Genomic DNA, 16,189 nt, shown 5'->3' on the forward strand with positions numbered 1-16,189 from the left:
AGGCAAAAGCAAGTTTTTTTGCCAACTCTCCCGGACGTCCCGTTCACCCTTGTGACAATTGACCGCTCACACCGCGCCTTAGACCGCATTTGCGGCAATGTCGCGACGGCGATTTATTTTGCCGGCGGCTCGCCTGCTTCCCGTTTGTCGTGACGGGCAAGCCTGAAGATCATCGGTGATGTGCGCAGCAGCCAGACGAAGCGATGGCGCTTGTTTGCCGGGACGGCATCCCGGCTCATGATGCGCGCGAAGACGAACACCACCAGCGACAGGTGCAATGTCGCGGTGTAGAGGAAGAAGGCCGAGGGGCCAAATTGCTCCATCACCAGCGACGCGATGAACGGTCCGGCCATCGCCCCCACTCCATAGGCCAGCGTAAGCCCGGCCACCACATCGATAAACTGACCCGGTTCGGCGTTGTCGTTGGCATGGGCCGCACAAAGTGAATAGAGCGGCAAGGCAAATCCACCGAACAGAAAGACACCGGCGAAAAGCTCCAGGCGGGTCGATGACCCGGAAATGAATAGACAGGCCAGCCCGGCGCCGACCGTGAAGACACCCAGCACGATACGCCGGTCCATCCGGTCAGACAGCCAGCCGGCAGGATACTGGAAGATAGCCCCGGCAAAGACCCAGATCGCGACGAACGCGGCGACCGTTTCCAGACCCAGTCCAACGCTTTCCGCATAGACCGGGCCAACCATGCGGAACGCACCATTGGTAAGGCCGATGGTGAACACGGCAACAAGCGCGACCGGCGACACCCGCCACAGCATGAGCGGATCGAAAAAGCGCGCTGGCGGTGCTGCGGGATTTTGCTCGCGGGTCAGGGAAATCGGCACCAGCGCAAAGCAGAACAGGATGGCCAGGATGATCAGAATCTCCGGACCCAGCGGCCCGAAGGCCGGCAGCATGAACTGGCTTCCCATGACGGCGATCATGTCGACGATCCGGTAAACGGAAAGAATCCGCCCTCGGGAGGCATTGGTCGCAATGGAGTTGAGCCAGCTTTCCAGAACCATGGTGGTGCCGCAAAACGCCGCCCCGCTCACCAGACGCACCACCATCCAGAGCCAGCCGGCGGGCGTGAAGGCAATCGCCAAAATGGCAATGGCGCTGATGGCTGCCAATGTGGAGAAGACACGAATATGCCCTGCCCGGGCGATCAGAAACGGTGTCAGCAGAACGCCGACAATCATGCCGGCAAAATAACACGAGCCGAGCAGCCCGATCAGTGTGTCCGACATGCCCTCCGATTTGCCGCGAACCGAGATCATGGTGACGGAAAGCCCGTTCGCGCCCAAAAGACAGGCGGCGGCAACCAGCAAAGGTGTCAAACGTCCGGCAAGCGATCTCGTGCCTGCCGCGGCAACTAGGGTCATGAATGAGAAACTCTTGCGAGCAGCCGGACCTAAACTCGGCGTTATCACTGTTGCTTGCGCGAATGAGCCGCGCAAGTCCGGGTCCGACGCTTTTACAGACAAAACGGACAGCCCGGCCTGAATTGCATATGGAACAACGGGAGACGCGCCCTGAAACACAGGATCGGCCTTCGCTCAAGCGACTGCAACACTGCTCAAGGCCCGCATCAATGAGGCTCGCCACTTAAAGAAAGGCAGCAATACATGCGCTCGCGTTTCGGGTGTTCTTCACACCGGGGCAGTGATACCTGAAAGACATCGCTCAAACGGAGGTTGCAAATTGCCACTTCGAAACTGGATCATGCTGACCGTACTTGGTGCCATCTGGGGCGGCTCCTTTTTGTTCGCAAAGGTGGCTGTCGCGGAAATCCCGCCCTTTGTTCTTGTCTTCCTGCGCGTTTCCATCGCCTGTGCCGTCTTGCTGGTCATCCTCTGGCATCGTGGCATGTTGAGCCGGCTGGAGAAAAAATACGCCTTGCCGTTTCTCGTCATGGGTCTGTTGAACAACGCCGTCCCCTTCTCGCTTCTGTTTCTCGGTCAGACTGCAATCGGTGCCGGTCTTGCATCGATTCTGAATGCGACCACACCCGTCTTCACGGTTGTCGTCGCAAGCCTGCTGACCAAACAGGAAACGCTTCAGGGCAACAGGATTGCCGGCGTCGTGCTGGGTGTGGCCGGTGTCGCCATCATGCTGTGGAGCAGCCTGTCGGGCCTTGTCAGCGATCCCTTGTGGGCTCAGCTCTGTTGCCTGGGTGCCGCCATTTCCTACGCCTGCGCAGCAACCTTCGCCCGCCGCTTCAAATCGCTGCCACCGCACGTGTCGGCGACGGGCCAGTTGATCGGCTCCAGCACGCTCATGCTGCCGGTCGCGCTTCTGACCGCCGGCAGCTGGTCCATTGCCGACCCCAGCCCAACGGCCTGGTTCAACGTGCTTGCGCTCGGTGTTCTGGCAACCGCCCTCGCCTACCTGATCTACTTCCAGATTCTCGCTGAAGCTGGCGCGACAAATGCGTCGCTCGTCACGCTGCTCGTGCCGGCAAGCGCGCTGTTCTTCGGCTGGCTGATCCTGGGCGAAAAACTGGGAGCGTTGCAACTCGGCGGATTTGCCGTGCTGCTGGTAGGCCTCGTCGTCCTGGATGGACGCATCCTGAAACGGCGCCGCGCGCCAGCGGTTTGACCAATGAAAAAAGGAGCCTTCTGCAAAAGGCAGAAGGCTCAAGCGTCAGGAACTTGGGCTGCACCTGACGAATATCCGGTAGGGGCGATTAGGGGCACGCCCCGTAGGACCGGACAGCGAATTGGCGGGCACTTGGGCAAACGCCCGCCGTTTCAGAAATTCAACGCCTTGACCTGCTTGACGTGAGAAACGGCCTCCAGCCGCGCCAGGACGTCGGGCGACACATCGCCGTCCACCTCCACGAGGCAGATCGCATCGTCACCAGGGGCCAGACGGCCGAGATGGAAAGTCGCGATGTTGACGCCGCTGTTGCCAAGTTCCATGCCGAGCTGCCCGATAAAGCCGGGCTTGTCCTCGTTGGTGATGTAAAGCATCTGCGGCCCCAGTTCGGCCTCCATGTTGATGCCCTTCACCTGGATGATCCGTGGCTTGCCATCGGCAAACACCGTGCCTGCGACCGACCGTTCCTGACGCTGGGTAATCACCGTCAGACGCATGTAGGTCTCATAGGCACCGTCTTTCTCGCGGCGGATTTCCTCGATCTTCATGCCGCGTTCCTTGGCCAGAATAGGCGCGGAGACCATGTTGACCGTCTGCAGAAGCGGTGTCAGCAAACCGGTCAGCACGGCTGCCGTCAGCGCCTGCACGTTCATTTCAGCGACGTTACCTGCATATTCCAGACGAACGCCCTCAATGCCGGATTCCGTCAGTTGGCCCGCGAAGGACCCGAGCTGTTCCGCCAGCCGCACGAAAGGCACAAGCTTGGGAGCCTCTTCGGCAGTGATGGACGGCATGTTGAGCGCGTTGCGCACAGCCCCCTGAAGCAGGTAGTCGCACATCTGTTCGGCCACTTGCAGCGCAACGTTTTCCTGGGCTTCCTTGGTGGATGCGCCCAGATGCGGCGTGGAAACGAAGTTGGGCGCACCGAACAGCACGTTTTCCTTCGCCGGTTCCTCGACAAAGACGTCAAACGCCGCCCCGCCAAGTTTGCCCTCGTCCAGAGCCGCACGCACTGCCGCTTCATCGGCCAGCCCGCCCCGGGCACAGTTGATCAGATAGGCGCCCTTGCGCATTTTCTCGATGGCCTTGGCATCGATGATGTTACGCGTCTTGTCGGTCAGCGGCGTATGCAGGGTGATGAAATCCGACCGGGACAGCAAACCGTCCAGTTCGACCTTTTCGACACCGAGCGCCACGGCCTTTTCCGGCGTCAGGAAGGGATCGAATGCGATCACCTTCATTTTCAGGCCGATGGCCCGGTCGGCCACGATCGAGCCGATGTTGCCGCAACCGATCAGACCGAGGGTCTTGCCGGTGAGTTCGCGGCCCATGAAGCGGGATTTCTCCCACTTGCCGGCCTGTGTGGACGCATCGGCCGCCGGGATCTGACGTGCGACGGCCATCATCATCGAAATGGCGTGTTCGGCGGTGGTGATCGCATTGCCGAAAGGCGTGTTCATGACAATGATGCCGCGCGCGGTCGCCTTGGGAATATCGACGTTGTCGACACCGATCCCAGCCCGGCCGATCACCTTCAGATTTTCAGCGGCACCAATGATCTTTTCCGTGACCTTGGTGGCCGAACGGATCGCCAGACCATCGTATTTGCCGATGATCTCCAGCAGTTTTTCCTTGTCCTTGCCGACCTCCGGCAGAAAGTCCACATCAACGCCGCGATCCTTGAAGATCTGTACGGCAGCATCCGACAGCTTGTCGGAAATCAGTACCTTGGGAGCCATTGAAGCCTCTCCTTGAATACGAGAAACGATCCGGGCAGCGCACCGCCCGGGACTGTTGTCGTTGAAGGATTGAACAGGCTCAGGCGGCCTGAGGAAGCTTCGCTTTTTCCGACTGGAACACCCAGTCAAGCCAATGGGTCAAGGCCTCAAGATCGCTCGCTTCCACGGTCGCCCCCGCCCAGATCCGGAGACCGGACGGTGCGTCGCGGTAAGCGCCGATGTCATAGGCGATGCCTTCGGCTTCAAGTGTGCCTGCGAGCGCCTTGGCAAAGGCGGCCTGCTGGTCGGCGGTGAGCGCCAGAATGCCAGGATCGGTCACCTTGAGGCAGACGGACGTGTTCGACCGCGTTGCCGGATCAACGGCCAGGAAGTCGACCCAGGAGGTCTTTTCCACCCAATCGGCAAGTACCTTGAGATTGGCATCGGCCCGCGCGCGCAAACCGGCAAACCCGCCGAGGCCGTCAGCCCATTTCAATGCGTCGATATAATCTTCGACGCAAAGCATGGACGGCGTGTTGATGGTTTCACCCTTGAAGATGCCCTCGATCAGCTTGCCGCCCTTGGTCATGCGGAAGATCTTCGGCATCGGCCAGGCCGGCGTATAGCTTTCCAGACGCTCGACGGCACGCGGGCTGAGGATAAGCACGCCGTGGGCGGCTTCCCCGCCCAGCACTTTCTGCCAAGAGAAGGTGACGACATCGAGCTTGTCGAACGCAAGATCCTGCGCGAAGGCTGCGGAGGTCGCATCGCAGATGGTCAGGCCTTCACGATCGTCCGGGATCCAGTCGCCGTTGGGAACACGCACGCCGGAGGTGGTGCCGTTCCAGGTGAAGACGACGTCCTTGGTAAAATCGACGGAGGCAAGATCCGGCAGTTCGCCGTAAGGCGCTTCCAGAACCCGGGCATCATCAAGCTTGAGCTGTTTGATCACATCGGTGACCCAGCCGGAGCCGAAGCTTTCCCAGGCGAGCATTTCGACGCCGCGGGCGCCGAGCAGCGACCAGAGCGCCATCTCGACCGCACCTGTATCGGATGCGGGAACGATGCCGATCCGGTACCCGTCCGGGACGTTCAGCACCTTGCGCGTCAGCTCGATAGCTTCGGCAAGTTTGGCCTTGCCGGGCTTGGCGCGGTGAGACCGCCCGAGCGGCGCATCGCCCAAGGCCTCCAGCGACCAGCCGGGACGCTTGGCACAGGGACCAGAAGAAAAATTGGGATTGGCCGGACGCACGTCCGGCTTGGCGGTAAGGTCTGTCATATCTGTCTACCCTCGCAGATAGTTGCCTCTCGTTGGGGAGAGGTGGCCCACCTATGGGGATAGGACCTTCCCGGCCTCCGGTCAATTCAAATCGCACGCACCTCGGCAAAACAAGAAAAGGCCGGTCGATTGACCGGCCTTTCGAAATCGCTGATCGGAAGATCAAAAGTTGCTGGTGATCGGGCCTTGCGGCTCGTAGTAAACCGGGCCGGCAGGGGCTGAGACCGTGTTGAAAGAGTAGCGCGCACCCAGACGGAATTCGTGGGCGGTGAGATCTTCCCATTTTTCTCGAGTTCCACCAGTGCCTACACCATCAAGTCGAACACTCTTTGCTTCGCCGAGGTTCTTGTACCGGTATCCGGCATCCAAGCTCCAGTTTGGAGTGAAGGCGTACTCAGCACCGGCCATCAAAGCCCACGCAAAGTTCCATTGACCGTTGTCCCCATCGTAAGTCGGGCTCGAGCCATCAGGATTAAACGACTTCTTGTTACTGGTGTTCACGTAAGCTGCACCAATACCAGCACCAACGTAAGGCGTAATCCTGTTCCAGGTGCCGATGTCAACGTAAGCGTTGAGCATCAGCGTCCAGACATCAATGTCTGCTTGCTCCTTTGAGAATTGGCCAGATGTAGAACATCCGACGCAATCTGCGTAACCAGTTGCAGTGGCCCGTGTCTCATAATCAAGTGTCAGGTCGGTGCGGAAGTAGTCGTTAAACTGGTAGCCGACGCCAACACCGAACATCCAGGCGTTGTCCATACTTGTGCGTTCATATCGCAGATCCCCAATGCTGGGGTCATTAAAGCTACCAGTCGGATCGCTGTATAATTTGTACCCGATATCACCACGCAGGTACCAACCACCAACGGCCGGAACCTCCGGGATGTGCTCAATGACCGGGGTTGGCAAATCCGCGGCATAGGCTGCAGTGGAAAGCGCAACAGCAAATCCGGTCAAAGACAAACGCTTAAAGAAATTGTTCATGTCCTCGTCCTTTTTCAGTGAGCGTCCGCTTTAACCAATGCCGGACACACCAAACTTGAAAGCATATTGACGGGGATTGATTAATTGTGACTTAACTCTGTTCTTTAACCGCGTTTTTTTACCTTAAGGAAACCTTAACAGCCGCAGAAACCTTCATGGATCAGGAACAGGAACGGAAAATCATCCGACAGGCTGGAGACATGGCTCTCAAAGCTTCCCGTCCCGACCTTGACTGGACAAAGCCGAAACCGGCTTCAGGAAGCACTCTAGCGCGGTATTTTCCCGACCTTGTTAGGACTTCTCGAAAAAATACTATTCTGCAGCCGGTAAAGTGACTTCGTTTTGGCGCATCCGGGGTGACCTGGCGGAAAGGATAGCAATAAAAAAGCCGCCTCAATCGGGCGGCTTTTTCGTCACGTGTTGTCCTGTCGATCAAGCTGCGGTAGTCGCCACCACGCCTGCGATATCGTTGACCACCTGCTTGACCAGCTCCGCATCGTCGCCTTCCGCCATCACGCGGATCAACGGTTCGGTGCCCGATGCTCGAATCACGAGGCGGCCGGAATTGCCGAGGCGAGCTTCGCCATCCTCGATAGCGGATTTGACAAGGTCCTGCTCCAGCGGCTGGCCGCCCTTGTAACGCACGTTCTTGAGAATTTGCGGCACTGGCTCGAACCGGTGGCAGACTTCCGAAACGGGCTTGTCCTGATCCTTGACACAGGCGAGAACCTGCAGAGCTGCAACGAGGCCATCCCCGGTCGTCGCGAAGTCGGACAACACAATGTGTCCGGACTGCTCCCCACCGACGTTGTAGCCGTTGGCACGCATGTGCTCGACAACGTAACGGTCGCCGACCTTCGTGCGGGCAAGACCGAGCCCGAGACTTTGAAGATACCGTTCCAACCCGAGGTTGGACATCACCGTCGCGACGATCCCGGGTGCGGACAGGCGATTGCTCGCCTGCCACGACTGCGCCACCAGGGCCATGAGCTGATCGCCATCAACCACCGCGCCGGTTTCATCAACGATGATCACCCGGTCGGCATCGCCATCGAGCGCAATGCCGATGTCAGCGCGGACCTCATGCACCTTGCGCGACAGGGCGTCAGTCGACGTCGAGCCACATTCCTTGTTGATGTTGAACCCATCCGGCGAGACACCCATGGTGATCACGTCCGCCCCGAGCTCCCACAACGCCTCCGGGGCAACCTTGTAGGCAGCACCGTTGGCGCAATCGATGACGACGCGCAGGCCTTCCAGGCTCATTTCCCGTGGCAGCGTCCGCTTGGCAGTTTCAATATAGCGCTGCTGCGCACCGTCGATCCGCTTGGCCCTGCCAAGCTCGCTTGCGCCCGGCAGGCGGGAAGTCAGATCGCTTTCCATCAGCTCTTCGATGGTTTTTTCAATCGCATCGCTGAGCTTGAACCCGTCAGGACCGAAGAACTTGATGCCGTTGTCCTGAAAAGGATTGTGGGACGCAGAGATCATCACACCGAGATCGCTCCGCAGCGAGCGCGTCAGCATGGCGACCGCGGGTGTCGGCATCGGCCCCAGCAGGAACACATCCATGCCGACCGAGGTAAAACCGGCGACGAGGGCGTATTCGAGCATGTAGCCGGACAGCCTTGTATCCTTGCCAATCACCACCCTATGGCGGTGTCCGCCGTTCTTGAAAGCCAACCCGGCGGCCATCCCGACTTTCAATGCCATTTCGGCGGTCATGGGATAGCTGTTCGCCTGACCGCGGATACCGTCGGTGCCGAAAAACTTGCGCATCTAATATGCCTTGCTGGTCTGTCTGTCTTGGTTGCGCCCTTTGTAACGCAATAAGGCGCACGCACGATTCAAAATATGTGAGCAATTGTTACCATTAATCGACGGCCAAGGAACCTTGTAAAGCCCAAAACGAAGATGCCCGGCAAGAAGCCGGGCATCTGACATGTCTTTGAATCGGGATCGATCAGGACTGCGGCTGCGGCTCCATGCCACCGCTGGCCTCGTCGCCGCCGCGCTTGGCACCGGCGGTCGGGACCGCGGACGACCGGCCAACCGGCTGGTCGTCATCCGTGTCACGCACCGGCGGCTTGCCGTCAAGCAGACCCTTGATCTCGTCACCGGACAAGGTTTCATATTCCAGAAGGCCCTTGGCAATCGTGTGCAGCTGGTCTTCGTGGTCACCCAGGATCTTCTTTGCGGTTTCATAGCCCTGATTGACAAAGGACTTGATTTCCGCATCGACGATCTTCTGGGTTTCGTCGGAAACGTGCTGGTTCTTTGCCACGGAATGCCCCAGGAACACTTCTTCCTGGTTCTCGCCGTAAAGCAGCGGACCGAGCTTGTCGGACATGCCGAACTGGGTCGCCATCGCACGAGACAGCTTGGTGGCCATCTGAATGTCGCCGGACGCACCCGAAGTGACCTTCTCGTAACCGAAGATCATTTCCTCGGCGACGCGGCCACCCATGGCCACGGCAAGGTCTGCCTTGCACTTGGCGCGGGTGAGCGACACCTGGTCCTTTTCCGGCAGACGCATGACCATGCCGAGCGCACGTCCGCGCGGAATGATGGTCGCCTTGTGGATCGGATCGGAAGCTTCCTGATGGAGAGCCACCAGCGCGTGACCGGCTTCGTGATAGGCGGTCAGCTTCTTTTCTTCCTCGGTCATCACCAGTGTGCGGCGCTCCGCACCCATCATGACCTTGTCCTTGGCGTCCTCGAATTCGGCCATGGTCACCAACCGCTTGGAGCGGCGGGCAGCCAGAAGCGCGGCTTCGTTGACGAGGTTCATCAGATCCGCACCGGAGAAGCCCGGGGTACCGCGTGCCAGCGTCTTGACGTCAACATCCGGTGCCAGCGGAACCTTGCGCATGTGCACTTTCAGGATCTTTTCGCGACCGGTGATGTCCGGGTTCGGCACCACGATCTGACGGTCGAAGCGGCCCGGGCGCAGCAGCGCCGGGTCGAGAACGTCCGGCCGGTTGGTCGCGGCGATGATGATGATGCCTTCATTCGGCTCAAAACCGTCCATCTCGACCAGCAACTGGTTGAGCGTCTGTTCGCGCTCGTCGTTACCGCCGCCGAGACCGGCGCCACGATGACGGCCGACCGCATCGATTTCGTCGATGAAGATGATGCACGGTGCATTCTTCTTGGCCTGTTCGAACATGTCGCGAACGCGGGACGCACCCACACCGACGAACATTTCCACAAAGTCCGAACCGGAAATGGTGAAGAACGGCACATTGGCTTCGCCGGCAACCGCACGCGCGGTCAGAGTCTTACCGGTACCCGGAGGACCAACAAGCAGAACGCCGCGCGGGATACGGCCACCAAGACGCTGGAACTTCTGCGGGTCGCGCAGGAATTCAACGATTTCCTGAAGGTCTTCCTTGGCTTCGTCGATGCCGGCAACGTCTTCAAAGGTTACCCGGCCATGTGCCTCGGTCAGCAGCTTCGCCTTGGACTTGCCGAAGCCCATGGCCTTGCCGCCGGATCCTTGCATCTGGCGCATGACGAAAATCCAGATACCGAGAATGATCAGCATCGGCAGCCAGGAGAACAAGGCGCTCAGCAGCGGAGAGCTTTCCGCAGGCGGGCGGGCATTGATCAGTACGCCCTTGCTGCGCAGCTCATCAACATATTGCGCGCCATCAGGAGCGTAGGTCTGGAAGGCGCTGCCGCTGCTATAGGTGCCGGTAATCTTCTGTTCCTGAATGACGACCGATCGGATCTCACCATTGTCGACCTGCTTCATGAAGTCCGAATAAGCAATGTCATTCGTCGCGCCATGCTGCGCGGGACTTTGAAATAGCTGGAACAATGCGATCAAAAGCAGGGCGATGATCACCCACAGAGCGAAGTTGCGAAAATGTGCGTTCATTTCGTTTCCTTAACCGCCCAACGCGACTAACTGCACGCGGTTACGTTTCTTTAAAGCGAAGATAGGTCGCCCAAAGCCCGCTGCCAAGGCGGTGCGCCATAGTTGCGCATTTGCGCTGACTATTTTCTTAAGAATGGACCTCTAACAGAAGTTCCAGATGGGGAAAACCTCAGATTTCCTCGTCTGTGCCCCCATTGTCCATAAAGTTATCCGTCAATTTACCTTGGATCGGCATTCGCTCCAATTCCAAATCAGCGCTGCTGCAGGAATTGCCAATGGTCAAAACGGCCGTAGCGGAAGCTGGCATCAGAATCTCACCTGCCCGCCACAGAACCGGCGCACAGTCGAACGCGGCTTTCGGCCAGCCCTTCGGCCAATCGATGTCCCGGCTGGACACTGGTGCGCTCATCAGTGGTCCCAGGCAAAGCGGCGCATCGCCCTCATCGGTCGCACGGTTGGGTGCCCGGAAAAGGTAACGGCCATCCCATGTCCCGGCCCCTGCAATGCCTGTGAGAATACCCGGAGGCGCCCGCCCGGCCTCTTTCCAGGCCCTGATTGTGTCTGCATCGGCGTCGAATACCGAGCCTTCAAGCGTCTGACGGTTCTGCTCGCCGGAGATCAGCACCCGGTCCAGGGCCTCAAGCTTGGCAAGCCTTGGACGGGATACCTTTCCGGACAGGCGTGACATCATATGAACGAGCAGCCGGAGCCGAAATTCTTCGGCAAGATCCCTGTAGGCCTGTCTCTCCAGACGGACCGGACCGGCCGGATGCTCGGTGACCAGCCGCGCTGCCAGATCTTCCACCGTCGACTCAAGGGCTTCCCGTGCCCGGCGGATGTTGGCAGCGGTCTGCGCGAGGCGCTCCGCACTCAATCCTTCCTCAGCCAGCAGCGACAAGATGGCGCGGAGCCGGCTGCGCTTGTATTTGGGGTTCTGGTTCGACGGATCCGTACACCAGGTTCGCCCGCGCCGTTCGAGAGCGGCTTTGAGATCGGATTTTGAAACACTGAGCAGCGGTCGCAGCAGGCGCAGGCCTTCCGGCCCGTTGCCCTCGTCGGCCGCCATGCCGCTCAGACCGGCAACGCCGCTGCCCCGGGTCAACCGGTCGAGAAAGGTTTCCGCCTGATCGTCCAGATGATGGCCAAGGACAAGCGCTTCCGCACCGGTGCGGCGCATGTGGTCAGCCATCAGCCGATAGCGGGCAAGGCGCGCTTCTTCCTGAAGATTTGTGGACGGTTTGCTGCCTGACCAGCGCAGCACCGTGCAGTCAAACCCGCATGCGCGCGCAGTTTCAGCAACAAATTCTGCCTCCTGGCCGCTTTCGGGCCGGAGCTGATGATCAACGCACAACACTTCGGCGGCCCCCTGCCAGCCGGTGCGTTTGCGCCACTCATCGAACAGAACGAGAAGACAGAGGGAATCCGGGCCTCCGGACACGGCCAGGGCCAGATTTGAAAAAGACTTTAGTGGGGAAAAAAGAGTATCGACGCGATTGGCCGGGAGCCTTTCGGGCTCAACCGGCCTGTCAGGAGCACTGGGCACGACGGCGTTCATCCCGCGCCTGGGACAAAACGGCTGGAGCAGCGTTCGGATATTTGCTCAGGAGTTCGGAAAAGGTTGCACAAGCAGCATCGCCTTCGCCAAGACCCCGCAGAGAAACACCCAGCTTGAGCAGGCTGTCCGGGCTTTTGGCGTTGCCGGGATGGTCGGTATAGGTTTTCAGGAAGGCATCGGCTGCCTCGCGGTAGTTCTGCTGCGCCAGCAGGCTTTCACCCAGCCAGTATTGGGCATCGGCGGCCTGCGCATCATCCGGATAGGTTTCCAGAAAGTTGCGGAAACCGCGTTCGGCGGCGGCATAATCGCCATTGACCGCAAAGGAATAGGCCTGATTGTAGTCGGAACTGGGATCTCCACTGCCGATGACATTGGCAATCTGGTCGTCATCGGTGGCAAGACCGGGATCAGGCGCGATGTCCTGACCGGTGCCCGGCAGGTTTTCAAGACCGTTGGCAAGCCGGGAAAGATCGATCGGACCATCGCTCGGCAAGCCACTCTCGTAGCCGCCGGACTGATCCCAGCTGCCGTCTCCCGAGCCGTCCGCAGGAAGGGTCGCAAAGCCGCCCCCCGGTGCAATCAGGCTGCCAGTCTGCGGAATACCGTCCGGGCTTAAGCCCGGAGCGGTTGATCCTGGAGCGGCGTCGGAACGTTTGCCCGGCGTGCCGCCTTCCAATTGCTGGAAGCGGTATTCATTGTCTTCCTGCATGCGGCGCATCTGATCCTGCATTTCCCGCATCTGGTAGGACAACTGTTCGATCTGGCCGGTCAAAACCCGGATCCGTTCCTCAAGCTGGCCGATGCGCACGCTGGAATCATCGTTCTTGCGTCCGAACAGCTGGGCTTGCGACGGTGTGGCAGCGGCGAAGGTGATGACCAACGCCATGATGAGACCTGCCAGTCCCTTTAGTTTCAGCATTCGCTCCTCCGGTTGGATGTGCTGTAACAGTGTCTGGCCGTGGTCCGACAAACGCCTATACTCAAGCAGATCCACGTACATGATGTCTTATCATGCCCGGCTCCTTACTCAAGTGCACAGAGCGCTTCGACTTCGGCCAAATTTTGACGTTTCCTCCTGAAATTGAAGTGATTTCGCCAATTCGGGCAGGGCCAACGAAAAAGGCCGGGCAACTTGCCCGGCCTTTTGTTCGACATTTGCGCGATCAGTTAGTCGCGTTGTTCAGCACGGTCACCGCGCGGCGGTTCTGCGACCAGCAGCTGTTGTCGTTACAGACAGCCACAGGCCGTTCCTTGCCGTAGGAAATCGTCTTGATACGCGAGGCGTTCACGCCCTGCGCAACCAGATAGTCCCGCGCGGCCTGGGCGCGACGAGCCCCCAGCGCGATGTTGTACTGGCGCGTGCCGCGCTCATCCGCATGTCCCTCGACCGTGATCGTGTACTGGGAATAGCGTTTCAGCCACTTGGCCTGATTGGCAAGAGTTGCCTGACCCTGCGCATTCAGCACCGACTGATCTTCCTCGAAGAAAACGCGGTCACCCACGTTCACGACAAAATCCTGACCCGTGCCGGGCTTCACATTGCTCGACAGCCCGTCCGGTTTGGTCTGGGCACATGCTGCTGCGAACAGAACCGCGAAACAGACTGCAATCCAGCGTGCGCTTCGTCCGGCGTTTAAACTCATGAACATTCCTGTCTCCTACACCCCAGCCCGCCAACCTGACACTTCATCCGTCCGGTTCTTGGTAAACGCTTTCTAGCCAAAACTGGTAAAAAACGCCTTTTCAAACATGGTTAGCGAAATCTTAACACGACCTGCCCTTGCAGGCCGAATGACTACGTCAGTCGATCAGCGGCGACCAGGAGGGGTCCGACGCAAAGGCCGGAGTCTCCACCCGCTGTTCGTTGTATCCGGTCAGGTCCACGGTCCACACCTGCGGTCCGCCGTTGGCACCCGGCGTATCACGGAAGAACACCAGAACACGGCCGTTCGGTGACCAGGCCGGGCCCTCGTTATGATAGCCCTCGGTCAGGATGCGCTCGCCCTTGCCGTCCGGCCGCATGACCCCGATCATGAAGCGGCCCTGATGCTGCTTGGTGAAGGCGATCAGGTCTCCGCGCGGTGACCATACCGGCGTGGAATACCGGCCGGGGCCGAAGGAAATACGCTGTGCTCCACCGCCACTGGCACTCATCACATAAAGTTGTTGCGTGCCGCCGCGGTCGGATTCGAACACGATCTGGCGTCCGTCCGGCGAGAACGACGGGCTTGTATCGATTGCCGCATCGTTGGTCAGCCGGGTCGTCTGGCGCGAGCGCAGGTCCATCTTGAAGATGTTGGCATTGCCGCCCTGCTGCAGGCTCATCACCACGCTCTGGCCATCGGGCGAGAAACGCGGAGCAAAGGTCATGCCCGGGAAGTTGCCGACGATTTCGCGCTGCCCCGTCTCGATGTTGAGCAGATAGACGCTCGGGTCCGCTCCACCGTAGGACATGTAGGTGATTTCCTGGCTTGTCGGCGAGAACCGCGGCGTCAGCACCAGATCGTCACCCCGTGTCAGGTAGCGTACATTCGCCCCGTCCTGGTCCATGATCGCCAGTCGTTTGACGCGTTTGTCCTTCGGCCCCGTCTCGTCGACGAAGACGATGCGGGTGTCGAAGTAGCCCTTCTCGCCGGTCAGGCGTTCATAGATCGCATCGGCGATGATATGCGCCAGCCGCCGCCAGTTGTCCGGCGTTGTGTAGAATTGCTGGCCAAGCATCTGCTCTGAGGCAAATACGTCCCACAGACGGAATTCCGCCCTGAGGCGCCCGTCTGGCTGCTTGATCACCGTACCGGTGACGAGCGCCTGGGCACTGATCTGGCGCCAGTCGCCGAAGCGCGGCGTCGAATTCACGCTCATGTTCTTCTGGATGAAGCTTGCCGGATCCAGCGGCCGGAACAGGCCGGACCGCTTCAGATCGGCCGCAATGACGTTGGTCATGTCAGCGGCCAGCTTGCCGTCGCCGCCCTCGGCGGAGAACGACGGCAGCGCAATCGGCAACGGTTCGATATTGCCCTGTGTAATATCGATTTCGACAAGCGCGGACGCCGGCAGCGGCGCAATCACGACAAAAGAAGCGAGAACAAATGCGAGTCCTCTGGCTTTCCGATTTGTAAAAACCGAAAGTTTTTTCAGTATTCCGCGCATGAGCACAACAGCTCCCTTATGGACTTTTGAACTGGCCGGGCCAGTCTATCCCCCGAGCATCTCTCTGGGGTCGAAATTGATGATGACTTCCTGCCAAGCTTCATACTTGGAAATTGGCAGATTATATGGCTGGCAGCGCATGATCGCACGAACGGCACTGCTGGAGGCTGCGCCGAAGGCCGGGTTGCCGCTGGAGTTGATGACTTCCGGCTGGCCCGAAACCTGACCATTCTGGGACAGGTTGAACCGGACACGGACCTTCAGATCTTCCGCGCCGACGGCTCCCACCGGCGGGTTCCAGCATTGCGCCACCATACCGCGCAGCGCATCCAGTTCTGACTGGCTCATGCGCACGTCCTGCTGCCCTCTCCTGGAGCCGAGAGACGCCTCATTCTGGCTGGTCTGACCAGTCTGTTTGGCGGGCTCAACCTTGTTCAGAAGCACGGCGATGTCCGTGCTGTTGAAATCTTCCTTCGGCGGCTCGGGCGCGTTTTTCGGCGGTGTCGGCTTGGAGCGCGGCGAAACCTTGGTCACGATTGGCTGAGGCGCTGGCGCGGCCTCCTGCTGCTGCGGCACAGGTTCCGGTGCGGGAGCGGTATCCGGTGTAGGCGCAGGCTCGACCACCGGGGCCGGTTCGGGCGCTGGCGCAGGGGTCGGTTCGGGCGCAGGTGCAGGGGCTGGCTCCGGATCCGACACGGGCTGCGGTTCCGGCGCCGGAGCAGGCGTCGGCGACGGGGAAGGTGTCGGCGGCGTCGGCTGTTCCACCCTGCTTTCACCGGGCTTTTCGATGGGTTCCGGCGGTTCCTCGGCTGGGGTCTCGCTCGGGGTTACCGCAGCCACATCCCGGACCTCGGCCGTTTTCTCGCCGACCCGAAGCCTGGTGATGTCCTCGATGGGAACCAGTTCGACAGGCAGCGACTCCACCTGAGGAACGGCAAAGCTCTCCGCGTCCGGAAAGGCGATCAAGCCCCAGAGCAGTAAAGCCGAGTGACCGGCCAGAGACGCGATGAGACCTGCGCGCATGA

12 protein-coding genes are annotated in these 16,189 nt (G+C 59.8%); 1 reads left to right on the forward strand and 11 read right to left on the reverse strand.

Annotated features, from left to right (window positions below; genetic code table 11):
• Window positions 1-113: 113 nt before the first annotated feature.
• Window positions 114-1,382, reverse strand: coding sequence for an MFS transporter (locus FMN63_RS05360; protein WP_148582917.1), 1,269 nt, complete (start codon window positions 1,380-1,382; stop codon window positions 114-116).
• A gap of 340 nt (window positions 1,383-1,722) precedes the next feature.
• On the opposite strand from FMN63_RS05360, the gene FMN63_RS05365 reads away from it, so the two are divergent.
• Window positions 1,723-2,598: a DMT family transporter gene (locus FMN63_RS05365; RefSeq protein WP_148582918.1), complete on the forward strand. Its 876-nt coding sequence runs from the start codon at window positions 1,723-1,725 to the stop codon at window positions 2,596-2,598.
• A gap of 152 nt (window positions 2,599-2,750) precedes the next feature.
• Here the strand turns inward: FMN63_RS05365 and serA are convergent, their stop codons facing one another.
• The 10 genes from serA to tolA form a co-directional block, all read right to left on the reverse strand.
• Window positions 2,751-4,337 (reverse strand): phosphoglycerate dehydrogenase, encoded by a 1,587-nt coding sequence (gene serA / locus FMN63_RS05370; protein ID WP_148582919.1) that lies wholly within the window; start codon window positions 4,335-4,337, stop codon window positions 2,751-2,753.
• Window positions 4,338-4,416: 79 nt separating this feature from the next.
• Window positions 4,417-5,595: a phosphoserine transaminase gene (locus FMN63_RS05375; protein ID WP_148582920.1), complete on the reverse strand. Its 1,179-nt coding sequence runs from the start codon at window positions 5,593-5,595 to the stop codon at window positions 4,417-4,419.
• A 162-nt stretch (window positions 5,596-5,757) separates the two neighbouring features.
• Window positions 5,758-6,579: an outer membrane protein gene (locus FMN63_RS05380; RefSeq protein ID WP_148582921.1), complete on the reverse strand. Its 822-nt coding sequence runs from the start codon at window positions 6,577-6,579 to the stop codon at window positions 5,758-5,760.
• A 432-nt stretch (window positions 6,580-7,011) separates the two neighbouring features.
• Complete coding sequence (glmM, locus tag FMN63_RS05385; RefSeq protein WP_148582922.1) at window positions 7,012-8,355, reverse strand: phosphoglucosamine mutase; 1,344 nt, start codon at window positions 8,353-8,355, stop codon at window positions 7,012-7,014.
• Window positions 8,356-8,539: 184 nt separating this feature from the next.
• Window positions 8,540-10,459, reverse strand: a complete 1,920-nt coding sequence (ftsH, locus tag FMN63_RS05390; RefSeq protein ID WP_148582923.1) for an ATP-dependent zinc metalloprotease FtsH — start codon at window positions 10,457-10,459, stop codon at window positions 8,540-8,542.
• Between the two features lie 169 nt (window positions 10,460-10,628).
• Window positions 10,629-12,014 carry a tRNA lysidine(34) synthetase TilS gene (gene tilS / locus FMN63_RS05395; RefSeq protein ID WP_148582924.1) on the reverse strand — a complete coding sequence of 462 codons (1,386 nt, stop codon included), beginning with the start codon at window positions 12,012-12,014 and terminating at the stop codon, window positions 10,629-10,631.
• The gene (ybgF, locus tag FMN63_RS05400) at window positions 11,986-12,933 is read right to left on the reverse strand and encodes a tol-pal system protein YbgF (RefSeq protein WP_148582925.1); all 948 of its coding nucleotides are present in this window, start codon (window positions 12,931-12,933) and stop codon (window positions 11,986-11,988) included. The genes tilS and ybgF overlap by 29 nt, the downstream gene beginning before the upstream one ends.
• Window positions 12,934-13,177: 244 nt before the next feature.
• Window positions 13,178-13,663 (reverse strand): peptidoglycan-associated lipoprotein Pal, encoded by a 486-nt coding sequence (pal, locus tag FMN63_RS05405; protein ID WP_148582926.1) that lies wholly within the window; start codon window positions 13,661-13,663, stop codon window positions 13,178-13,180.
• A gap of 151 nt (window positions 13,664-13,814) precedes the next feature.
• Window positions 13,815-15,164 (reverse strand): Tol-Pal system beta propeller repeat protein TolB, encoded by a 1,350-nt coding sequence (tolB, locus tag FMN63_RS05410; protein WP_148582927.1) that lies wholly within the window; start codon window positions 15,162-15,164, stop codon window positions 13,815-13,817.
• Window positions 15,165-15,209: 45 nt separating this feature from the next.
• Window positions 15,210-16,187 carry a cell envelope integrity protein TolA gene (gene tolA, locus FMN63_RS05415; protein ID WP_148582928.1) on the reverse strand — a complete coding sequence of 326 codons (978 nt, stop codon included), beginning with the start codon at window positions 16,185-16,187 and terminating at the stop codon, window positions 15,210-15,212.
• Between the last annotated feature and the right edge of the window lie 2 nt (window positions 16,188-16,189).

Origin of the sequence: Stappia sp. BW2, from assembly GCF_008107695.1 — a bacterium.
Lineage (GTDB): Bacteria > Pseudomonadota > Alphaproteobacteria > Rhizobiales > Stappiaceae > Roseibium.